Below are 20,831 nucleotides of genomic sequence, written 5' to 3'. Positions count from 1 at the left end.
TGTCCCTCTTCCTGATAGATAGATTTTTTCTGTATCCGGTCTTTTCCCTGCGGAATTCGGAATCTAGTCCTTTCCGCTCAGCGGACCGGTTCTTCCGACCCAAGTATATAGAGGAGCTCTTAAAAAACACTAAACAATTCGACAAAAACTGCCACATTTCGCTCCATTTGTCCTAGTTCAAGGAATATTTTCGCAAAAAAAAGAATTCCTGTCCGAAAGAACAGGAATCCGTAAGGTCATACGAAGTTTAAACCGGAAGGAGATGGCAGCGGTATCGGCAGTAACGCGTTTAGCAAGTCCGCTCGACGGAAGGACTCCCGCGGGCCGGATGCCGGGTCGAACAGAAAGGAGATCAGCTGCTCCGCGGCTAGACGTCTGGTCTCCCCGTCGATCGACACGTCCGCGGTGCCCGGCTCCTCTCGTACGTCGGATATCGCGACCTGCCGGGCGGCACCGGGATGGAGACTGTCCAGATATGGCCGAAGCTGCTCCCATAATCGGCTAGGGTTCCCGACCTTGACCGTTCCGGAGTGCTGGACCTCTTTATACGTCAACCCCTCGAGAGCCTGCATCAGCTTGCGCTCCTGCCAAGGAACGAATGCGTCCAGTCCTTCCTTCAGCTCGAAATGGACCGCGGCAGCCGACATCAGCTTGGCGGCATCCTTCGCGTCCCCTCCCCACTCCACGACGAACGGCCGCGTCTCCGCGGGGATTTCCCCGGGAAGGGCCAGTACCAGAAAGGCCGTGGCTTGGCCGCCCCTGCGACCTAGCAGAACTTTCTGCTTCATGCGGCAAACTCCCGCGAGAGCCGCCGTGCGAAGCAGCTCCGCCGTCTCGTATAGGCTCCTGTCGTAGCGGACCTCATGGCCTTCGGACAGCTCCTGAAGCCGATGCAGATCCGTTGCCCGAAATTCGCTCCACTCGAATGCCGGATCTTCGGGTTGAACGGATGCCTCTTCGGGAGATAGCCGGTATTGCCGGACGGAACCGAACGGATGGCATCCATTCCTGCGATAGATAGGGAGCGTGCCGGAGACGAACAGCAGCGAGCCGCCGGCGTCCTCGATGTGGCGGAAGGTCTCGCGCAGCAGCGCGCTTGCGTATCCCCTGCCGCGGGACTCCGGAGCCGTGCAGACGGCGCCGATGGAGAACAATGGGACGCGCGCCGGGCCGATCCGAAGAACCGCCGGGACAAGACCGACGAAGGCGGCGAGCCTATCCTCCTCGTACACCCCGTGGGAACAAGGAAAGCTGCCGGAGAAAATGGACGGAAAAGCCGCCCCCATAAACGTCTCGCCTTCCCTAAAGACGCGATCCGCGAGAGCGGCGGCTTCTTCCAAACGACCCTGGTCTACTCTACTGACGATTCCGTTCATGCTTCGCCTCCGCGTTTATTCGATCTCATGCAGCCGCACTTCTCTGCCGCTCTCGCGGCTTCGATTGGCCGCCTCCAGAAAACGGATAATCTCCAACGATTCGTCCGTTGTCGGCAGCCTATCCGCCCGTCCGTCGCGGAATAGCCCGATAACCCTCTCTAGCAAGCTTGCGTAATAAGGCTTGGATTCCGGCTTGATCGGGACATAGACGCTCTTCGCTCCAAGATGAAGCACCGCCGCGAATTCGCTTCCCTCGAAGCTGCCGCGTACGGTGCCGACGCGCCCGCCCGGCCAAACGCCGACCAGATGCTCGCCCCCGGGCGATGAAACGGCGGTCACCCGCTCGCAGCCCGTTCCCATCGCCGCATAGAGCATCTCCGCCGCATGGATGCCGTACCAGAGATAGCCCCCCTGAGTCGGCTCCATCGAGATCGGGCCGAAGCAATCGGCGCCGTCGACGACATCCGAGCCCTCGTTATTCGAGCCCTCGGCAGCCGCAAGCGCCGCGACGAGATCCTCGGCGTAGCGAAGGGAGGAGCCGGTCATGAACGGCACGCCAAGCCGCTCCGCCCGTGCGGCGATCTCCTTCGCTTCCCGGTAGGTCGTCGCGAGCGGCTTGTCGATGAAGACCGGCCGTCCCGGCTCCGCGACCCTCCGGAACAGCTCGAGATGCTTCCGTCCGTCGGCAGCCAGCAGCAGAACGCCGTCGGCTCCCTCCGCCGCTTCCTCCGGGGTCGCCGCAAGCCGGACGCCGAACTCGTCCCGCAGCCGCTTCGCGAAGCCGTCCACTCGGGACCGGCTCAATTCGAAATCCGGCGAGCCGCCCGGATATGCGGCGATCACCCGAGCCCCCGGGACATGATACGGATGCGCCTCGTCCTGCAGCAATTGAGCAAAAGCGACCGAGTGGGAGGAATCGGTACCGATGATCGCCAGCCGAATCGTCTTCTTCATGTTGCCACCTCCTCTCGATGGCTTGCTGCCGTCCCTTCTTTATTCTCCGCTTCCCCCAAGCAATTCCTGCCGCAGCTCCTTCGGAAGCAAGAAGTCGAAGTCGCAGCCGAGATCCGCCTGAAGCACCCGTTCGTGGAAAAGCAGCCCATAGCCCCGGTCGTAATGAGGCTCCGGAGCCTTCCACGCCTTCCGGCGCTCCGCCAGTTCCTCGTCGTCCACCTTAAGCTCGAGCCTTCGCGCCGCGATGTCCAGCTCGATCTCGTCGCCGTCGCGCACGAGCGCCAGGTTCCCGCCGACCGCCGCTTCCGGCGCCGCGTGTACGATGAGCGCGCCGTAGGACGTGCCGCTGATCCGGGCGTCCGAGATGCGCACCATGTCGCGTACTCCCTTCAGGAGCAGCTTCTTCGGGATCGGGATCTGCCCGATCTCCGGCATCGCCGGCGCCCCCCTCGGTCCCGCGTTCTTCAGCACGAGCACGCTGTTCTCGTCCACGTCCAGATCCGGATCGTCGATGCGCGCCTCCATGTCGGCAGGACTATCGAAGACGACCGCCTTCCCCGTATGCTTCTTCAGATGCTCGGACACCGCCGTCTGCTTGATGAGCGAGCCGTTCGGCGCAAGGTTGCCTCGCAGCACGACGACTCCGCCTTGGCTGCCCAGCGGCTCTTGCACCGTCCGGATCACGTCCCGGTCCAGCGTCATCGCTTGCTCCAAGTTCTCGCCGATCGTTCGTCCGGTAACCGTCAAGCAATCGAGATGAAGCTTCGACTCCAACTCCTTCATGAGCGCGGGAACGCCTCCCGCCTCGAAGTATTCCTCCATCTGATACTTGCCCGAAGGACGCAAGTTCAGAATAAACGGCGTCCGCGAGCTGATCTCGTCGAATTTCTCGAGCGGAAGCTTGCGTCCGAGCCGCTGGGAGATCGCCACGAGGTGAATGATCGCGTTCGTCGAGCCTCCGCTGGCCATCGTGACCGCGATCGCGTTCTCCAACGCTTCCGCCGTCATGATGTCGCGCGGACGGATGTCCCGGCGAACGAGCTCGACGATCTGCTTGCCCGTCCTCTCCGCCATGTGCCGCCTGCGGCTGTCCGGAGCCGGAATGGCCGCGTTGCCCGGCAGCGCCATGCCGATCGCCTCCGCGATGGAAGCCATCGTGCTCGCCGTTCCCATGACCTGGCAGTGGCCGTCGCTTCGGCAGACCGAATTCTCGGCGCTCGCCAGCTCCTCGTCCGTGATGTTGCCCGCTTTATGCTCCAGCGTGAAGCCGTAGCAATCGGTGCAGGCGCCGAGCGAGCGGCCGTTCTTCCGCCCGTTCAGCATCGGACCGCCGGTCAGGACGATCGCCGGGATGTTGACGCTGGCCGCCGCCATGAGCTGCGCCGGAACCGTCTTGTCGCAGCCGCCGATCAGCACGACGCCATCTATCGGATGGGCCTTCATCATCTCCTCGGTGTCCATCGCCATCAGATTGCGCAGCAGCATGGACGTCGGTTTGATGTACGGTTCGCCAATCGAGATCGTCGGGAACTCCATCGGAACCCCGCCCGCCTGCCAGACGCCCCTTTTGACATAGTCGACCAGTTCATTGAAGTGCGAATGGCACTTGTTCAGCTCGCTGAACGTGTTGCAGATGCCGATGACCGGCTTGCGGAGATCCTCCTCGGTGTAGCCCATCGACTTCGTGAACGAGCGATGAATGAACCCCCACAGATCCTTCTCCTGAAAATACTTCTCGCTCTTCAGCTTGCGGCCCGCTTGCTCCGTTGGTCCGCGTTCCTCTCCCGTTGATGCCATCCCGCTCTCTTCCCTTCTGCTACTTCGATTATTTGACTAGTCCCAAGAGCTCCGGAGTCGGCCGATGAAGAATCGCTTCGATCACGCTGTCCGGCACGCGCGGCAGCTTCGTTCCTTCGACCAGATCGTTGATGCGCATAAGCGAGTCGATCGTCTGCTTGGTCGTGAAGAACGGGTAGTCGGAGCCGAACAGGATTTTGTCCTGTACGCCGTACTCAAGTGCCGACACGAGAGCGTTGTAGAATTGCCATGGACGGCCGCCGAGCGCGGACAGGTCCATGTATAGATTCGGGTGCTTGCGAACGAGCGAGATACACTCATCCACCCACGGATGGCCCATGTGCGCCACGATCATTTTCAAATTCGGAAAAGCCCGCGCAATCGGATCCAGCATCGCCGGACGGGACGCATCCAGATAGCCTTCCGGCACGAACGAGGTGCCTTGGTGCCACAGGATCGGAACGTTCAGCTCGTCCGCCTTGGCGTACAGCGCAAAGTGCTCCTTGGCGTCGGGATAGAAGTTCTGGTAGATCGGGCCGAGCTTGAGGCCTCGCAGTTTCATTTCGCGAATCGCCGTCTCGAACTCGGTCACGCAATTGAGATGATTCGGGTCGACGCTGGCGAAGCCGAACAGCCGGTCCGGATCGGTCGCGCAGTAGTCTGCCACGTACTCATTGGGCACGACCATGCCGGTCGCGTTGCCCGCGAAGGCGAGCACGATCGAGCCGCGGAAGCCTTCCAGGTTCTCGCGGTGCTGCTCGGGAGTTGCGATAATGTTCATGTTGGGGCCCCAGGCGCGCTTGATCGCTTCGTCGGAAGGACCCGACACCATGCCCGGACCGAAGAGATGAGTATGACTGTCGAAAATCATGCGCCCGCCTCCTCTGAGACCATCGTGTTCGTGATCGAACCGAGCTTCTCGATCTCGATCGTGACGACGTCTCCCGGCTTGAGATAGATTTGCTTCTCTTCCGGATAGCCCATCACGACGCCCTCAGGCGTACCCGTCATGATAAGGTCGCCCGGCTTGAGCGTCATGACCTGCGACACGTAGCTGACGATCTGCTTGACGTCGAAGATCATGTCGGCCGTGTTGGAGTTCTGGCGTATCTCGCCGTTTACGATGCAGCGGATGTCAAGGGCGTTCGGATCGCGGACTTCGTCCGCGGTCACCAGGTAAGGGCCGATCGGCGAGAAGCCGTCGCAGGACTTGCCCGTCAGCCATTGGCTGGTGCGGAACTGCAGGTCGCGAGCCGACAGGTCGTTCGCATTGCAGTAGCCGAAGACGTAGTCGAGCGCGTCGGCTTCGCTTACGTTCTTGGCGTTCTTGCCGATGACGACGGTCAGCTCGGCCTCGTAATCGACTTTGCTGGAGTTGCTCGGCAGCGGAACCGTGTGGCCGTGGCCGTTCAGCGTATTCTCGAATTTGTTGAACAGGATCGGGAACGCCGGAATCGGCATGTTCGTCTCTTCCGCGTGGCGGCGGTAGTTGAGGCCGATGCAGATGATTTTGCCGGGGTCGGCGACGCAGGGGGCGAGGGTGAGTCGGTCTTCTTGCTTTAAGTAGTTGGCGTTATCGGTCGGCGGCAGGTTGGCGATGTAATGAGACAGCGCGTCTTGCGCTTGGGGTCCGCCGTTCAGTACCTCGCGCACCGTCGTCGGCACCTGCAGGCTCGTCGGGTTCGCCCGCAGCGCCAGCTCGACGTCGACGACTCCCTTGTCCGTCACGACTCCCATTCGAAGTCCATTATCGTAGTAGTTAAGCAACTTCATCTCGTGGTCCCTCCTGTGGGTGCATGAATTGACTTGAATACGACCGTACGGTCGTTGTGGCGATCTCGCCACATTTCGCCCTTCGAACCCTTTGTGCGAGGTCCGTTGTGGCCATTCTCGCGACGATTCGGCTTGCAGGCGTTAAGCGTTCTTCCCGTGAATCAGCCCTCCGTCGACATAGAACGGCGATCCCATCACGAAGCGCGACTCGTCCGACGCGAGGAAAAGCGCCGCGGCGGCGACATCCTCCGGGCGGCCAAGCTCTCCGCTGAGCTGCCGGTTCTTGATCGAGGCGATAGCCGCTTCGCGATCCGGCGACTTCGCGAGGTAGCCCTCGACGAACGGCGTCAGAATGGTTCCGGGAAGCAGCGCGTTCACGCGAATGCCGTACGGCGCGTAATCGACCTGCATCGCTTTCGTCAGCGCAAGAACAGCTCCTTTCGAAGCCGTGTAGGACGCGCGCTCCTTGACGCCGATCTCCGCGATGCTCGAAGACATGTTGATGACCGAGCCCCTTCGCTTCTCCATCATATATGGGATCGTCGCCTTGCAACTGAGGTACACGCCGCGCACGTTCGCCTTCATGACCCGGTCCCAAGCTTCCGGCTCGATCTCGTGCAGCGCGCCGACTCCGCTGACGCCCGCGTTGTTGAAGAGCACGTCGATCTTGCCGAAGCGCTCGACCGCCTTGCGTGCCATCTCGTTCGCTCCATCCGGCTCCGAGATGTCGCCGTGAACAAAGATCGCTTCGCCGCCGGACTCGCGAATCTCATCGGCTGCATCCGCTCCTCCTTTCGCGTCGGCGTCCGCGATCACGATCGCCGCACCCTGCTCGGCGAACAGAAGCGCGGATGCTCTGCCGATTCCGGAGCCCGCTCCGGTAATGATTGCTGCTTTATTTTCAAGGCGCATCGCTACCCATCCTCCCTCACTCGTTGTATGCACCATAACGCCGAGAAGCCGTTCCTTTCACTCCGGGGCGCAACTTGAACAAGCTGCCCGATAAAGGATAATTCTGAAGTGTCGCTTCCTTTAATCCTTCGCGCGCCGTCGTGACATACAGTTCATCCAGTTCCTCCCCGCCGAAAACGCAGGAAGTAACAAGAGGAGCAGGCAGCTCGATTTCGCTCAGCTTTTCCCCGCATTGCGGGTTCCAGCGTGAGAGGCGTCCGCCTCCCCAATGGGCGATCCAAAGCATGCCTTCCGCGTCGATCGTCATTCCGTCGGGCAAGCCTTCGAACTCCGAGAAACGAATGACCGTTTCTCTTCGATCAATCTCGCCTGTCGCATCATCATAAGCGAATCGGTCCACCCGGCGGGTCGGCGTATCGATGTAGTACATCGTTTTCCGCTCCCCATCCCATGCAAGACCGTTGGAGCAGCCTACGCCCGAGAGCGCTTGGCGAAGCCGCCCGTCGGTCTCGAGCACGTACAGCCCGCCTGCATTCGGCTCATTGTCCATGCTCATCGAACCGACCCACAACCTTCCCGCGCGATCGCACTTGGCGTCGTTCAACCGGTTGCGAGGCAGTTCCGATTCAATAGGTGCGATCTTCCGCAGAGTGCCCGACTCTCCCGACTCTTCATCGAACCGATAGACTCCGTCTTGCATCGCAAGCAGAAGGCCTCCGTCCGAGTCGGGGAGAACGGCGCTGACCATCCTATCGAACGAGTAACTAGTCTCTGCGCCGCTCTCCGGATGATAGGCATGCAGCTTCCGCCCCGTGATATCGACCCAGTACAATCGCCCGGACTCCGCATCCCAGTGGGGGCCTTCGCCTAACTGGGCGTTAACCGTACCGACTCGCTCCCAATGAATGCTCATCTCGCTCCATCCTCTCGCTACCGTCTCTCCTGCTTAAAAAGGGAGTTAGTCGATTTTTTCGACTATCTAGCTGTCGCACACGCCCTCCGGGCCGTCGTTAGTCGATTTTTTCGACTATCTCGCCGTTACACACGCCCTACAGACCGCCGTTAGTCGATTTTTTCGACTATCTCGCCGTTACACACGCCCTCCGGTCCGACGTTAGTCGATTTTTTCGACTAACTCACCACTGCACATGCCCTACAGACCGCCGTTAGTCGATTTTTTCGACTATCGGATACTCATTATTCACTCAAGCCCGGCGTTGCACGGTTTTTTATGCATCTCCGGCCAAGCCCGCGAAGCAAGCAAACGCCACCCTACAGCTCGCTCCCGTTCGCCAGGTGCCCGCCGTCGACGCGGATCGTCGAGCCGGTGACGTACGACGCCTCCTCTGATGCGAGAAAAAGAAACACGTTCGCGATCTCCTCGATCGTGCCGCCGCGCTTCATCGGCGTATGCTCCGAGTAGGCGGGCAGGTTCGACTCCTCCCGCAGCTTGCGGTCCAGCGGCGTGTCGACGAAGCCCGGCGCCACCGCGTTCACGCGGATGCCGTACGGCGCGAGCTCGACCGCCATCGACTCGGTCAGCAGCACCACCGCCGCCTTCGACGCGTTGTAATGCGCCAGCTCGCCGCTCGCCGCGAGGCCGTTCTTCGAGCTCATGTTCACGATCGAGCCGCCGCTCCCCTGCGCGATCATCCTCTCCGCCGCCAATTGCCCGAGCCGGAAAGTCGCGTGCACGTTGATGTCGAACACGGCGTCCCAATGGTCGCGCGTGATGGACAGGAACGGCTCGCGAAAAGCGATCCCGGCATTGTTGATCAGAACGTCCACGCCACCGAAGCGGTTAAACGCGCTCTCCGCACTCTTTTCCAAGCCGTCTACGTCCCGCAGGTCGCACACCTCCATCGCCACACGTCCCGGCGCCAACTTCTCCAGCTCCGAGCGCGCCGCGATCAGCTCCGCCTCGCTCCGGTCGAGCAGCACGACGCCGGCTCCCTCCTCGAGGAAGCGCTTCGCGATGCCCAGCCCGATGCCTCTCGCCGCCCCCGTCACGAGCGCGCGCTTGCCCTTCAGCCTCACCATCCACCCTCTCCAATCCCGTCGAATTCCGCAGAGCCTCTCCATCCTGCATCTCGCAAATCCGCCTTCGGCATGCGCCTGCTCCTTACAGAACCCCGTACTTGTCGTAAACCTGGCGAAGCGTCCGCCCCTGCAGCAGCTCGTCGCGCGTATGGTTTTCCCGGGTCGCCTTGTCCAGCGCGCGCTTTACCACCTCGTCCACGATCGCAGCCGGAATGACGACGATGCCGTCCCGATCCCCGAAAATCACGTCGCCCGGATTAACCAGAACGCCGCCGCACTTCACCGGAACGTCATACTGGATGACAAGGCCGCGCCCCTGCGAATCGACCGGCTTCGTGCCCGTCGCGAACACCGGGAAGCCGAGCTCCAGAATCTTCTTCGTGTCCCGGATCAGGCCGTCGACGATCGCCCCTCGGGCCCCGCGCATTTTGGAAGCCGTCGAGAGCAGCTCTCCCCACAGCCCGTTCTGCAGCGACTCGTTCGTGCAGCCGATGACGACTTCGTTCGGCTTGATGCTGTCCACCGCCGCGATCTCCTGCTCGTACGGGTTCTCCGGGATGTAGTGGACGTCGACCGACAGAATCGTTTTGGCGCGGCCGGCTACGACCCAGTTCGGATCGATCGGATTGATGTTCTCCCTCATCACTTGATCGCGGTAGCCCAGCTCGTCGAGCGTGTCGGAGATCACCGCAGCGTAGAGTGATTCGGTCATGCGGTCGAACAGTTGTTGATCGTTCATCGTTGTCATCCTCCATAGGGGAAAAGGTAGTTTAGTAGAATGGCCTCAAAAAGCGGTAACGCGAACTTCAAACCTTAACGGGCGAGCCTGCTTCCACGGAATCGTATGCCCGCAGGGCCACGCGAGCCGAGCGCAAGCCGTCTTCTCCCGTCACCGGGACCGGCTTGCCTTCGAGAATCGCCGTCACGAACGCTTCCAGCATGAGCGCGTTCATGTCATCGCCCCAGAACGCCCAGTCGCCTTTGCCGGACTTGCGGCTGTAGACGCTGTTTTTCTGATTGAAAGCATCAATAGAGATGACGCCCTTCGTGCCGATGATGTCCATCGTGACGTCGCCCCACGTCGGGAAGCCGGGATTGCGCGACCAGCTCGGATCGAGCACGGCGCTGACCCCGTTCTCGAATGTGACATGCACCATGCCCGCGTCGTCGATCGTCCGCTTGCCCTCCGGATCGAACAGGGTAGCCGCATAAGCGTATACGCTCGCCGGATTCGAGCCCGTGAACCAGTTCATCAGGTCCATGACGTGAACCGTATGGTCCAGCACCGCGCCGCCTCCGGAGAGCGACTTGTCGGAGAACCAAGGGACATCCGGGAACGAGCCGCGGTTCGTCGCCTTGAACGAGAGGATCTCGCCGATTTCCCCGCGTTCCAGCGCTTCCTTCGCCCGGACGACCGGGGTCAGATAGCGGCAAGGGAACGCCGTCATGAGTTCGACTCCCGCTTCCTTGCACGCGGCGATCATGCTCTCCATCTCTTCCGCGCCGAGGCCGAGCGGTTTCTCGCACAGCACGTGCTTGCCGGCCTTGGCGGAAGCAATCGTCAGCTCCGCGTGGCGGACGTTCTCCGAGCAGATGACGACCGCTTCCACGGAAGCGTCCGCCAGAAGATCGCGGTAATCCGCGTAGTATGGAATCGAGTGGCGCGCCGCCAGCTCCTTCGTTCTCTCCGGCGCTTCGTCGGCAATCCCGGCGACCTCGACGTTCCGCATCCGCAGCAGGCTGTCCAAATAATCGAACGCATGGCTATGCGCGAAGCTCAGCATTCCGATTTTCAACTTTCTCATCGCGCGCCCCCCTCTCCGAGTTTGACCGGCTGGCCGGTGCGGGCCGATTCCAGCGCCGCTTCCGCCCATCGCACAGCCAGCAGCGCATCCTTCGCCGTAACGATCGGTTCGCCGCCGCTCTCAATGCAAGAGAGAAAATGCGCCAGCTCCCGATAATAAGGATCCTGAAGGAGCACGCTTTGCGGCGTCTCCACGAACCCGGCCGCCGATCCCGGAGGCGCGGCGACGCGCACGCTCAGGCTCTCCGAATCCGAACTCGCACCGCGAACGATGCCGCCCGCCGCGGCGTACTCGAACGACGTATAGAACGGCCCCGGGTAGCCCCAGAACGCTTCGATCTGCGCGATCGTGCCGTTCTTGAAGCGGAATGTCGCCGTCGCATAGTCGATGTCGTCGGTCACCTTGTTGAAAGCGAACACCTCCGTCGCTTCGCCGAACGTTCCAAGCGCGTAGTCGATGTCGTGAATCATCAGGTCGAAGACGACGCCTCCGCTCTTAGCCGCATCTTTGAACCAAGGCTGCACGAGAGCCGGATGGCTGCCCGCCCGCTTCGCGTGGTATACGCCGCCGCGTTCGCCGCCGAATTCGCGCACCTTGCCCGCGAGTTGCTCGTAGTTCGGGAAGAACCGCACGACGTGGCCGACGAACAGCCGAACCCCGCGCTCCTCGCAATAACGAATGGCCTCCGCCGCTTCCGCCGACGACAGCGCGATCGGCTTCTCGCAGATCACGTGGACGCCGAGATCCGCCGCCTCCTTCAGAAGAGGCACGTGTAAATACGTCGGAACCGCCAGGCTGACCGCCTCGGCGCCGACCTCCTTCAGCATCTCCGCCATCGAGGTAAACCAAAGAACCCCCATGGCGTCCCCGAGCGCCTTCGCCGCCGCTTCGTTCACGTCGCAGACGCCGACGAGCGAAGCCTCCGGCATCGACGCATAGCGGTCGGCATGAATGTTGCCCATGCCGCCGCAGCCGACTACCGCTACTTTTATCATGTCAGAAGGACTCCCTTCGTTCGTTTCCGTTTCTGCGTTGATTTTCTAACGGACATAGAGTCCGTTAGAGCCTCTAAATGGCCTGCTTCGGTTTCTAACGGACAAGAGAAACTCTAAGAATGGGAAAGTCGCCAGTAACAGAGCCATTTCTGACGCTTAACGGACTCCATGTCCGTTACGTTTCCAAAGCAAGATTTATCGGCGTTTAAGAGTCGCCGGTGTCCGTTAGCCGGGCCGGAAGGATCAAATTCCCCTGCACGTGCCGGACCGCCGCCGATTCCTCCGGCAGCTCGCTTCGGTCCACGCCGCGCTCCACGTTGGAGGCGTGCAGCATCAAACTCCCCTCGCCGAAAGCCCCGTCGGCAATCTCGAACCGGCCGCCTTCGAACGTCGAGCCGGTCGCGACGTATTCGTTCGCGCCGCCGGAGCCGCCGGAGCCGCCTAAGCCTTCGTAGCTGCCCGATACTCCGCGGCCGCCGATCGCGTAATGCGCCATGGCCGGATCGGCCGCGCGGCTTGTCATTCCGTCGAATCTCCAGCGGGTCGTCGCCTGCGAGGCCAAACTTTCCCATGACGTTCCCGCTTCAACCGCCGCTATGCCTGCTCTTACATTAATCGCAGACGTTCCTGCTCCAGTCTTCTCCGTTCCCTCTCCGGCAGCCGACATTCCTGCTCCTGTCCCGCATCCGGCCGCCCCGCTCCGCCGGAAGAAAGCCTGTTCCCCATTGCTCCCCGACACCTGGGCGCCCGAGCCGACATCCACCCGAAGCTCGCCCTCTCCAAGGAAGCGGAATCCGGTATTCCGAAGCTCCCCGCCCCGGAATACCAACTCTCCCCCATGAATGCGGAGCGGCAGCGAGTCCGAGCCCGCACCTTCCACACGACAATCCGAGAACCGCACGCCCCCCGGACCCGCGAACGAGTTGCCGTCGGCGCCGGTGAACCGGCAATTCCGAAACGTCAGCTCCGCCGATACCTCCTCATGGGAGACGCGGCGCCCCGCCGTCAGCGCGAACGAGCAGTTCTCCGCCACGTTGGGTCGGCTGGAGCGCGAGGACGCCTGCTTAAACTTCACCAGTCGATCCGCCGTGCAGTTCTTCATCTGGACGCCGTCCGCGTTCAGCCAGAACGAGCCGGTGTTCTCGGAATTGTCGACCCCGGCGCGATACCGCACGTGAACGTCCTCCAGCGTCAGGTCCGTTACCTTGCGGAACGCCAGGAACCACGAGGCGACGTGCTGCTTCACGGTGATTCGCTTCGCGCTCTCGCCCCAAGTCGGCCCGCTGTTCGCGAACGACATGAGCCCGGAGTTGCCGACGTACGTCAGGTCGTGCTCGTACTGTCCATGCGTGACGAACGCGCCGAGGTCATCCCCGTCCGCGTGGCAATTCTCGACGTGGCAGTAAGCCGAGCCGGTGAAGTCGTTCAGGTGCCGTCCGTTGCTCGTCAGGCAATCCCGAACATGTCCGTACAGGCAGTAAATCTGCTGCGTCAGGTACCCCGTTCCTCCGACCACGACCTCGGTCGGATTCAGAAGCTGGCAGCGCTCGGTGACGTAGTTCGTGTTGTAACGCCGCATGACGACCGGCCAGAACGTGCCCGTAGCGTCGATGCCGACCGCGTCGCACTCGACCGCGAACTCGAACGCGAGCGGATGCGAGCCCTTCACGTCCGTCGTCCCGTCAGCCACGAACTTCATGTTCCTCACGCAAGCCTGAACGACGGGGTTCACCCTCCGGTAGGTCACCGTACGACCCGCGGCGATAGTCCATCCGTTCTTATACTGGAAACGGACGCGAGTCGAATCCAGCACCTCCGTCACCTTGACGAGCTTCTCCAGCTCCCTCTCCGCGCCGCCGGACAGCCGATCCCCGCGCACCAGCCACCATTCTCCAACCTTAAACGCCGAAGAGTCCGCCACTTCGAAGCGCTCTTCCAACTCCGCGAGCTCCTCCGACAGAACGACGCTTTGCTCGTCTTCCGTCTCCTCGCCGCGGAAGAAGAAGACCGCCGCGAACGGATCGTTGGGCGGCGCGGGCTCGATTCCTTCCGTCGTAACCGCGAAGCCGTTAAAATCCAGATCGATAAAGCTGCGATGAATGCGGTGCCTGCGCGTGAAATTCAGATCGGAATCCGCTTCGATCCGGCGAACCGAAGGGTCGGCCAGCATCGCTTCGAGCGCGGAATCCGCGGCCGTCTCGGGCCCGAACACGCCAAAAAAACGGAATCTTCCGACTCCTCCGTGCTGTACGACCCATCTTCCTCTGCCTCCGTCGACCGGAGCGTGTATCGTCCCTCCGTTATCGGCAAGCGCGCACCCGACTCGCCACGACACCAGCTTAGCTCCGCCGTCGCCGGGAGCTGCGAATCCGCGAACCCAAATCGCCTCTCCTTCCCGCCGACCGACGGACGGCAGGCTTCTAAGCGCCGGAACGCTATCTACCTGCCGGATCGCTTCGAGTTTCGCCCTTTCGATCTCCTGCCGGTCCCAACCTTCCATGACGGCTCCCCCCTTCGCTAAGATGGTTAGATAAGGCGGAGAGCCGCGCGTTCCGTCTCTCCGCCTTTTTCAACTCTTATTGCCTCGCTTCATCAATCCCGGAGATCAGCTGCCCGAATTGAACGTAATCGTCGTGCCGCGGGCTTCCGATACTTGCTGGGCGTAATAGTCGAAGATTTCCTTGCCTTGGTACTTGGTCATCAGCTCTTCGCGATACTTCGGCCAGTTGTCGGCGTTCTTGTCGTCGTAGAGCACCTTGACCTGCAGCTCGTTCATGCGCTTGCGAAGCGCGGCCAGATCCATGCCTTCCTTGACGACCATGCTGGTGCCGACGCTGTCCACGAGCTTGTAGGAGTTGATCGTCTCGAGGATCTGCTTGTCGCGCTCGGTGACGTTCGGGTCGAACACTTCGATTCCGAACGCTTCCGGACCCGAGATCGGCGTGAACCATTGGTAGACGGACAGGAAGTTGCCTTGGTCGGTGACGTTCGTCTTGAACGCTTCCTGATTCAGCGCGATCGTGCTGCCGTCGCGGGTGAACTCGGTTCCTTCGCGGCCGTAGTGAGTCATCAGGAAGCCTTCCTCGCCGGCGAGCCAGTCGAGTATCTGCATGGAACGGTCGATCTCTTCGTCCGACGACTTGGAGCTGAACAGGAACGGGTTGCCCGGCACCGGAGTCAGGTAGGTGCCCGTCTCGGCGAACGGATCGAACGCCGCCCAGTTGGCCGTCTCGACCTTGGTGATCTCCTTCGTCTTCGCCTGCAGGCCTTCCGGATTGTTGTCGAACGCCAGGTTCTTGCCGAAGCCGAGCACGATGCCGACCTTGCCCTGCTCCGCCTTCTCGAGCTGCTGGCCGTTCTTGTTCAGCAGCCAATCCGGATCGACGACGCCGAGGTCGAGAAGCGCGCGGGTATCGGTCAGAACTTGCTGCATGCGCGGATCGGTGCGGGTGTCGATGAACTGATCGCCTTCGACCATGAAGTCGCCGAACAGTCCGTTCTTGACGTAAGTAGGGAATTCGAGCGACATGTTCGTTCCGTTGCCGTACGCGGAGAAGCCGTACGTGTCGTTCTTGCCGTTGCCGTCCGGATCGCCCGTCGTGAACGCCTTCATGACCTCGACCATCTCGTCGTAGGATTTCGGAACCGACAGGCCAAGCTTATCCAGCCAATCTTGTCGAATGTAATAAGAGCGGTAGTAGTTCTTCTCGTACGGAATCGGGGCGCGGGCGAACTTGCCTTGGACCTGATACTTCGGAAGCTCCTCTTCCGTGATCCAATACTTGAAGTAGTTCGGCATGTTCTCCGGAGTGACGAGGCCGGTCATCTCGCGGGCGACGCCGTCCTTGATGTACTGGTTGGATGGAATGCCTTCGGAGAAAAAGACGTCCGGGATGTCGTTGGAGGCGACGAGCGAGTTGAACTTGTTCTGGAAGTCGGTGCCGAGCGGCATGTAGTCGACGACCAGGTCGACGTTGAACTTCTCGTCGATCGCCTTCTTGACGAAGTCGGCGTCTCCCTTGGGAAGCTGGGCGTCCGCCGAAGCGATAACGTACCAATTGAGCTTAAGCTTCTCCGTTTGGGCCGCGGACGCCGACGGAGAGCCGGATGCGGACGAGCCGGAGCCGGGAGCGGGCGACGCTTCGTTGCCGTTGCCGTTGTTGTTGTTGCCGCTGCAGGCGGTCGCCAGAACGGCTACGGCCGTAAGACTTGCCAGAAGTGCGCTTGATCGTTTCATGTGTAGACCTCCCTTGGTTTGGTTGAACCTGTCGAGCTTGCCTTGCCGCAACGCGGTTGCCTTGAACGCCTATCTGTCCCCCCTATCGGTCGCCGGCGCCGCTTGGCGCTTGGGCTCGCGCATACCCCCTTCATGTCATTCACTGTTTCTTCCGTTTGTATGGATCAGCCCTTCACGGCTCCGAGAAGCATGCCCTTGATGAAGTACTTTTGGAGGAAAGGATAAACGGCGATGATCGGAACGATCGCGACGACGACGGTCGCCATCTTGATCGATTCCGGCGGCAGGGAGCTGAGCTGGGACTGCGGAACGGACAGCTCCTGGCTGACGCTCGGCGTAATGATCATGTTCCGGAGCACGACCTGCAGCGGATACAAGTCCCGATCGTTCAAGTACATGATGCCGCCGAAGTACGCGTTCCAATGGTTGACCCCGTAGAAAAGCCCCAGGGTGGCCATGATCGGCATGGAGAGAGGAAGCACGATGCGCAGGAGCGTTCCGACGTCCGAGCAGCCGTCCACCTTCGACGCCTCTTCGATCTCCGCCGGAAGCGATTCGAAGTACGTCTTCATGACGAGCAGGTTGAAGGTCGACACGAGTCCGGGAATGATAAGAGCCCAGATCGTATTCATGAGCCCCGTCGCTTTGACGGTGAGGAAGGTCGGGATAAGACCGCCCGAGAACAGCATCGTGAACACGATTCCCATCAGCACCGCATTTCGTCCGGGCAGGAACTTTTTCGATAAAGGATAAGCCAGCAGCGTGGTCACCAGAAGGTTCAGGGCGGTGCCCAGCAGGGTGATAAGGATCGTGACGTTAAGCGCCTTCGGAACGACGCCGCTCGTGAAGATAGCCTCGTAGGCATCCCAGGTGAACGTCTTGGGGATGAGGAGGAATCCGCCGTTGCGAAGAACTTCCGTGTATGGCGTGATGGAGACGACCGCGACGTAATAGAGAGGGAATAGGGTCGCCAGGCCGAAGACGGCCAGAACGGCGTAAATGACGGTGTCGACGATGCGGTCCGGAATCGACTTCTTGAATATATAGGGCACTTGCGCCACCTCCGTTCGATTCTTCTACGCGGTTACCAGATTCCGGAGCCGCCGAACCTCTTCGCCAGCCGGTTCGCCCCGAGCACGAGCGCGAAGCCGATGACTGACTTGAACACCCCGACCGCGGCCGGCACGCTGTAGTTCATCTCCTCGATGCCCCGGCGGAAAATCCACGTGTCCAGAATGTCGCCGACGTCGTATACGCGGACGTTCAGGAAGATGTACACTTGCTCGAAACCGGCATCCAGGATGCTGCCGAGGCGAAGAATGACGAGAAGCATGAAGACGTCCCGGACTCCGGGCAGCGTCACGTGCCACAGCTGGCGCCAGCGCCCGGCGCCGTCGATCGCGGCCGCCTCGTACTGCTCGTTGTTGATGCTGGCTAGAGTGGCTAGATAGATGATGGCGCCGTATCCGGTGCTTTTCCAAATGTCCGTCATGACGAGCATCGGCCGGAACAGATCCGAATTCGTCAGGACGTCGACGTTGCCCCAGCCCATGTCGCGGAAGAACGTGGTGACGAGGCCCGAGCCCGGCGCGAAAAAGGAGAACATGATGCCGTAAACGATGATCCACGATAGAAAGTGAGGTCCGTAGGTGAGCGTCTGGATCGTTTTCTTGAACCAGCGGACGCGGATTTCGTTCAGCATGAGCGCCAGAACCAGATCGGGCAGCATGCCGAAGACGAGCCGGTACAAGCTGAGGATGACGGTGTTCTTCATTAATTGAGGGAAGTCGGGAGATTCGAAGACGGCCTTGAAGTTATCCCAGCCGACCCACGGGCTGCCCGTGACGCCCTGCATCAGGTTGTAGTCCTGGAAGGCCACGACCAGGCCGAACATCGGCACGTAATGATAGATAAGGTAATAGAGAATGCCCGGTATCATAAAAAGGTAGAGCCAGCGGTAACGCCACATTTTGCTTCTTAAGCCGGGCTTATGAACGTCCGGGACGCCGCCGCCTTCCAGGGCCGCCCTTGCGGAACCCTTCGCCATGCCGATCACTCCTCTTCTGACGTCTTAATCGAACCGAACGACGATTCCCATCATCTTCCGGGGAGTCGCCTCGACTTGCCGGTACAGCTCCGGCAGCTCGTCGAACTTGACCCGGTGGGAGATGAGCGACTTGATGTCGATTCGTTTCTCCTGGACCATTCTCAGGAAATCCTGCACGTTGCGGCCTTCCGTCCAACGAACGAACCCGATCGGGTAGTCGATGCCGAGCTGCTCGTAATCCGGCTCGTAGCGTCCGGGTCCGCCGGCCCTCGAGATGTGCACGCTCGCTTCCTTGGAGAAGAGCAGGTCCCGGTCGAACTCCGTGCCGGTGTCTCCGACGATGACGACCCGGCCGCGATCCCGGAGCCAATGGAGGGAGGAATCGATCAGGCTGACCTGCCGGTTGCTCGCGCAAACCAGAACCGCATCCGCTCCGAGGCCTCCGGTCGTCGAGCGAAGCGCTTCCGCTACCTCTTCCTCATCCTTGCAGGCGTATGGAATTCCGGAGGACAGGAGCATCTGCCGTCTCTCCTCGAAATGCTCCAGCCCGATGACGCGATAATTGGACGCGTGGGCGATCCGCGCGATGATCTGTCCGAGAATGCCGACTCCGACGACGAGTACCGTTTCCCCGAACTCCAGCTCCGCTTGCCGGAGAGCATGGATCGCGATGGCGCCCAGCCCGCAGAACGCCGCTTCCTCCGGTTCCACTCCGTCCGGGACGGGAACGGTCAGATGCTTCGGGGACAGCATCACTTCCCGGTGCGCCGGGCTTCCGTAACAAGCGACTCTCTGGCCCGGGGTTACGTGGGTGACTCCCTCGCCCGCTTCCAAGACGATTCCCGTCGCGCTGTAGCCAAGCGGCGCCCCCGGGTTGGTGCGAATCATGAGCAGCTCCGTGCCGATGCTGACGGAGGAATGATCGATTCTGACTTTGACATACTGCGGCTTGATCTCGGGATCGGGTAAATCTACGATTTCCGCAGTGCCGCTCCGGCTTTTAATCGCTCGCATACGCGCCTCCTGATTTATAACTGATTTACATTCCATCATTTGTAAATAATTTAGATGATTTTTGATGTACAACTGATGTACTGATTATACACAGCTAACAAAAAGACCGTCAACCCTAAATAAGCGATTTTCGGCCTTTTATTAGCAGCTTACATTTTTCAAACAAGCGAGTTGTAGTGAATACGCTAACATTCAAGGGGATCAAGCATGAAATCGCTATCAGATTTTAGAGAAAACCCACTAATATTTGCCACGCCACCCCCCTCTGCCCCATTGCTTCGTTTGCCGGAAACGGAAGGTGCGCCCTGCCTCAGCCACCGCTTCTCTCTGCTTTTTCGTCCCCAAATCGACTTGAAACAACAAAAAATCCGCCTCCGATGTCTTCAAAATGACATCAGAAACGGATATGTGATGTACGAAAATCGGGGATCAAGGAATCCCATTTTCATTAGCTGCTGTACTTCGTTCGCCCGGTTTTAGACCTGTCCGGTATAGCTCCTCCAACTTTCGTCGCAGCGTCTCCTCGTCGATCATGTCCGACCAATACTCCTTGAGCCACTTCGTGAACTGCCTTAAATCCTTTATTTGCAGGCCTAGGTCGCGATGATAGGAGAACGACGGGAACATCTCCCGGAACATCCAATAGCGCGACGGGCGCTTCAAGCCGTCCATCGGCGCTCTCTCCGCCGACGCCTTGCGCGCCGGAATGCTGACCGTGCGATCCCGAATGACGTTCTGCGCGTCCTCGGACGCCAGGAAGTCGACGAACCTTCTAGCCGCCTCCTTCCACTTGGAATGCCGAACGAGCGCCATGCCGATGGACAGCAGCAGCGTCTTCTGGGGATCGCCCCTCTGCAGGCTCGGAAGCGGGCAAATGTCGTATTCCAGCGGCAAATGCGCGAATTCATTCAGATTAAAGTACGTGCACAGGATGACCGAAACCTGGCCCTCCGCGAACAGCTGGACGGTCTCGTCGTTGCCTTGCGCCCAATAATTCGGGAACACCTCGCGGCTCGAGATCAACTCGTTTAGCGCGCGCAGCCCCTCCTGGACGTTCTCGTTCAGGCCGCTGCCGCCGATTCCCTTCGGGCGGTTGCCGAATCCCTGAAGCAGGAACACGGGATAACGATTCTCGGAGGCGGGCAGGAAGTAGATGCCGTGGCGGCCGCGGGACTTGGACAGCTTGGAGGCGGCCGCCATCAGGTCGCTCCAGGTCCAATAGCTGTCGGGCTCGTGAATGCCGGCTTCTTGAAAATGCCGCTTGTTATAGCAGAGGACGACCGGCGAGAAGGAGACCGGCTTCGCGTAGCCCACCCCGTCCACCCGGAAGGCCTCCTCGGCGATCGGATAGATATCGGGATCCGAATCCAATCCTTCCAGAAGGGAAGTCAGCCCTTCCTCCGTCCACTCCTGGAATTGGGGGCTATTGAAAGCGACGACGTCGAGCAGCCCGTTGGAGATCATCTCCTGAGCCGACTGGGCGTAGCTTAAATGGTTCAGCGTAATTCTCCGGACGTGAATGCCCGGGTTGCGCCTTCCGAATTCCGCGATAAGCTCGTCGATCAGGAAGTCCGTCGTCAGGGAGATCGGACAGCCGAAATTAAGCGTGATGGACTCTTTCGGACGCGGCGTCACCATGCTGCCGACCCGGTCGATCTTCTGGATCAAGCCTTCCTCGACCAATTGCTCGAGCCCTTTGCGAATGGACTTGTTGCTGAGCTGGAACTGCTTGGCCAGGGCGCTCTCCGCGGGCAGATAAGTGCCCTCCTGCCGGATGCCGTTTATAATTTCCGTACGAATGACGCTGACGAAGTGATCTAGCCGCTCCTGGAACGATGGACGATCTGATTTATAACTCATGTATAATTCACCTGTCTCTCG

General features: G+C 60.5%; 17 protein-coding genes. All 17 read right to left on the bottom strand.

Translation table 11 applies throughout. The features are described from left to right. Positions 1-236 precede the first annotated feature (236 nt). Entirely contained in the window at positions 237-1,376 is a 1,140-nt protein-coding gene (locus H7B67_RS17860) for a GNAT family N-acetyltransferase (protein WP_185121208.1), read from the bottom strand. 15 nt (positions 1,377-1,391) lie between these two features. After that, on the bottom strand, positions 1,392-2,330 hold the full coding sequence (locus tag H7B67_RS17855; RefSeq protein WP_185121207.1) for a Gfo/Idh/MocA family protein: 939 nt from the start codon (positions 2,328-2,330) through the stop codon (positions 1,392-1,394). Positions 2,331-2,369: 39 nt separating this feature from the next. Next, positions 2,370-4,127, bottom strand: a complete 1,758-nt coding sequence (locus H7B67_RS17850) for an IlvD/Edd family dehydratase (protein WP_185121206.1) — start codon at positions 4,125-4,127, stop codon at positions 2,370-2,372. Between the two features lie 28 nt (positions 4,128-4,155). Next, complete coding sequence (locus H7B67_RS17845; protein WP_185121205.1) at positions 4,156-4,998, bottom strand: amidohydrolase family protein; 843 nt, start codon at positions 4,996-4,998, stop codon at positions 4,156-4,158. Further along, entirely contained in the window at positions 4,995-5,900 is a 906-nt protein-coding gene (locus H7B67_RS17840) for a fumarylacetoacetate hydrolase family protein (protein WP_185121204.1), read from the bottom strand. Before H7B67_RS17840 ends, H7B67_RS17845 begins: the two co-directional genes overlap by 4 nt. A 141-nt stretch (positions 5,901-6,041) precedes the next feature. After that, complete coding sequence (locus tag H7B67_RS17835; RefSeq protein ID WP_185121203.1) at positions 6,042-6,812, bottom strand: SDR family NAD(P)-dependent oxidoreductase; 771 nt, start codon at positions 6,810-6,812, stop codon at positions 6,042-6,044. Between the two features lie 16 nt (positions 6,813-6,828). Continuing rightward, complete coding sequence (locus tag H7B67_RS17830) at positions 6,829-7,725, bottom strand: SMP-30/gluconolactonase/LRE family protein (RefSeq protein ID WP_185121202.1); 897 nt, start codon at positions 7,723-7,725, stop codon at positions 6,829-6,831. 359 nt (positions 7,726-8,084) lie between these two features. Further along, the gene (locus H7B67_RS17825; protein WP_185121201.1) at positions 8,085-8,852 is read right to left on the bottom strand and encodes an SDR family NAD(P)-dependent oxidoreductase; all 768 of its coding nucleotides are present in this window, start codon (positions 8,850-8,852) and stop codon (positions 8,085-8,087) included. Positions 8,853-8,934: 82 nt separating this feature from the next. Continuing rightward, positions 8,935-9,591, bottom strand: a complete 657-nt coding sequence (locus H7B67_RS17820; RefSeq protein WP_209649213.1) for an RraA family protein — start codon at positions 9,589-9,591, stop codon at positions 8,935-8,937. 67 nt (positions 9,592-9,658) lie between these two features. Next, positions 9,659-10,657: a Gfo/Idh/MocA family protein gene (locus tag H7B67_RS17815; RefSeq protein ID WP_185121199.1), complete on the bottom strand. Its 999-nt coding sequence runs from the start codon at positions 10,655-10,657 to the stop codon at positions 9,659-9,661. After that, positions 10,654-11,652, bottom strand: a complete 999-nt coding sequence (locus H7B67_RS17810; protein WP_221468803.1) for a Gfo/Idh/MocA family protein — start codon at positions 11,650-11,652, stop codon at positions 10,654-10,656. The genes H7B67_RS17815 and H7B67_RS17810 overlap by 4 nt, the downstream gene beginning before the upstream one ends. 205 nt (positions 11,653-11,857) lie before the next feature. Beyond that, positions 11,858-14,152, bottom strand: a complete 2,295-nt coding sequence (locus H7B67_RS17805) for a peptidase C14 (protein WP_185121198.1) — start codon at positions 14,150-14,152, stop codon at positions 11,858-11,860. A gap of 105 nt (positions 14,153-14,257) precedes the next feature. After that, positions 14,258-15,889 (bottom strand): extracellular solute-binding protein, encoded by a 1,632-nt coding sequence (locus tag H7B67_RS17800; protein ID WP_185121197.1) that lies wholly within the window; start codon positions 15,887-15,889, stop codon positions 14,258-14,260. Positions 15,890-16,053: 164 nt separating this feature from the next. Next, complete coding sequence (locus H7B67_RS17795) at positions 16,054-16,932, bottom strand: carbohydrate ABC transporter permease (protein WP_185121245.1); 879 nt, start codon at positions 16,930-16,932, stop codon at positions 16,054-16,056. A gap of 41 nt (positions 16,933-16,973) precedes the next feature. Beyond that, positions 16,974-17,936, bottom strand: a complete 963-nt coding sequence (locus tag H7B67_RS17790; protein WP_185121196.1) for an ABC transporter permease — start codon at positions 17,934-17,936, stop codon at positions 16,974-16,976. A 24-nt stretch (positions 17,937-17,960) separates the two neighbouring features. Then, positions 17,961-18,950 (bottom strand): zinc-dependent alcohol dehydrogenase, encoded by a 990-nt coding sequence (locus H7B67_RS17785; RefSeq protein WP_185121195.1) that lies wholly within the window; start codon positions 18,948-18,950, stop codon positions 17,961-17,963. Between the two features lie 429 nt (positions 18,951-19,379). Then, entirely contained in the window at positions 19,380-20,810 is a 1,431-nt protein-coding gene (locus H7B67_RS17780; protein ID WP_185121194.1) for an extracellular solute-binding protein, read from the bottom strand. Positions 20,811-20,831: the final 21 nt, after the last annotated feature.

The organism is Cohnella thailandensis (assembly GCF_014212135.1).
Classification (GTDB): Bacteria; Bacillota; Bacilli; order Paenibacillales; family Paenibacillaceae; genus Cohnella; species Cohnella thailandensis.
This window is presented reverse-complemented; position numbering and strand designations above follow the sequence as displayed.

What these genes read in the sequence shown, in the direction of transcription:
- H7B67_RS17860 (WP_185121208.1), bottom strand. Translation starts at nt 1,376, where the DNA reads ATGAACGGAATCGTCAGTAGAGTAGACCAGGGTCGTTTGGAAGAAGCC.
- H7B67_RS17855 (WP_185121207.1), bottom strand. Translation starts at nt 2,330, where the DNA reads ATGAAGAAGACGATTCGGCTGGCGATCATCGGTACCGATTCCTCCCAC.
- H7B67_RS17850 (WP_185121206.1), bottom strand. Translation starts at nt 4,127, where the DNA reads ATGGCATCAACGGGAGAGGAACGCGGACCAACGGAGCAAGCGGGCCGC.
- H7B67_RS17845 (WP_185121205.1), bottom strand. Translation starts at nt 4,998, where the DNA reads ATGATTTTCGACAGTCATACTCATCTCTTCGGTCCGGGCATGGTGTCG.
- H7B67_RS17840 (WP_185121204.1), bottom strand. Translation starts at nt 5,900, where the DNA reads ATGAAGTTGCTTAACTACTACGATAATGGACTTCGAATGGGAGTCGTG.
- H7B67_RS17835 (WP_185121203.1), bottom strand. Translation starts at nt 6,812, where the DNA reads ATGCGCCTTGAAAATAAAGCAGCAATCATTACCGGAGCGGGCTCCGGA.
- H7B67_RS17830 (WP_185121202.1), bottom strand. Translation starts at nt 7,725, where the DNA reads ATGAGCATTCATTGGGAGCGAGTCGGTACGGTTAACGCCCAGTTAGGC.
- H7B67_RS17825 (WP_185121201.1), bottom strand. Translation starts at nt 8,852, where the DNA reads ATGGTGAGGCTGAAGGGCAAGCGCGCGCTCGTGACGGGGGCGGCGAGA.
- H7B67_RS17820 (WP_209649213.1), bottom strand. Translation starts at nt 9,591, where the DNA reads ATGAACGATCAACAACTGTTCGACCGCATGACCGAATCACTCTACGCT.
- H7B67_RS17815 (WP_185121199.1), bottom strand. Translation starts at nt 10,657, where the DNA reads ATGAGAAAGTTGAAAATCGGAATGCTGAGCTTCGCGCATAGCCATGCG.
- H7B67_RS17810 (WP_221468803.1), bottom strand. Translation starts at nt 11,652, where the DNA reads ATGATAAAAGTAGCGGTAGTCGGCTGCGGCGGCATGGGCAACATTCAT.
- H7B67_RS17805 (WP_185121198.1), bottom strand. Translation starts at nt 14,152, where the DNA reads ATGGAAGGTTGGGACCGGCAGGAGATCGAAAGGGCGAAACTCGAAGCG.
- H7B67_RS17800 (WP_185121197.1), bottom strand. Translation starts at nt 15,889, where the DNA reads ATGAAACGATCAAGCGCACTTCTGGCAAGTCTTACGGCCGTAGCCGTT.
- H7B67_RS17790 (WP_185121196.1), bottom strand. Translation starts at nt 17,936, where the DNA reads ATGGCGAAGGGTTCCGCAAGGGCGGCCCTGGAAGGCGGCGGCGTCCCG.
- H7B67_RS17785 (WP_185121195.1), bottom strand. Translation starts at nt 18,950, where the DNA reads ATGCGAGCGATTAAAAGCCGGAGCGGCACTGCGGAAATCGTAGATTTA.
- H7B67_RS17780 (WP_185121194.1), bottom strand. Translation starts at nt 20,810, where the DNA reads ATGAGTTATAAATCAGATCGTCCATCGTTCCAGGAGCGGCTAGATCAC.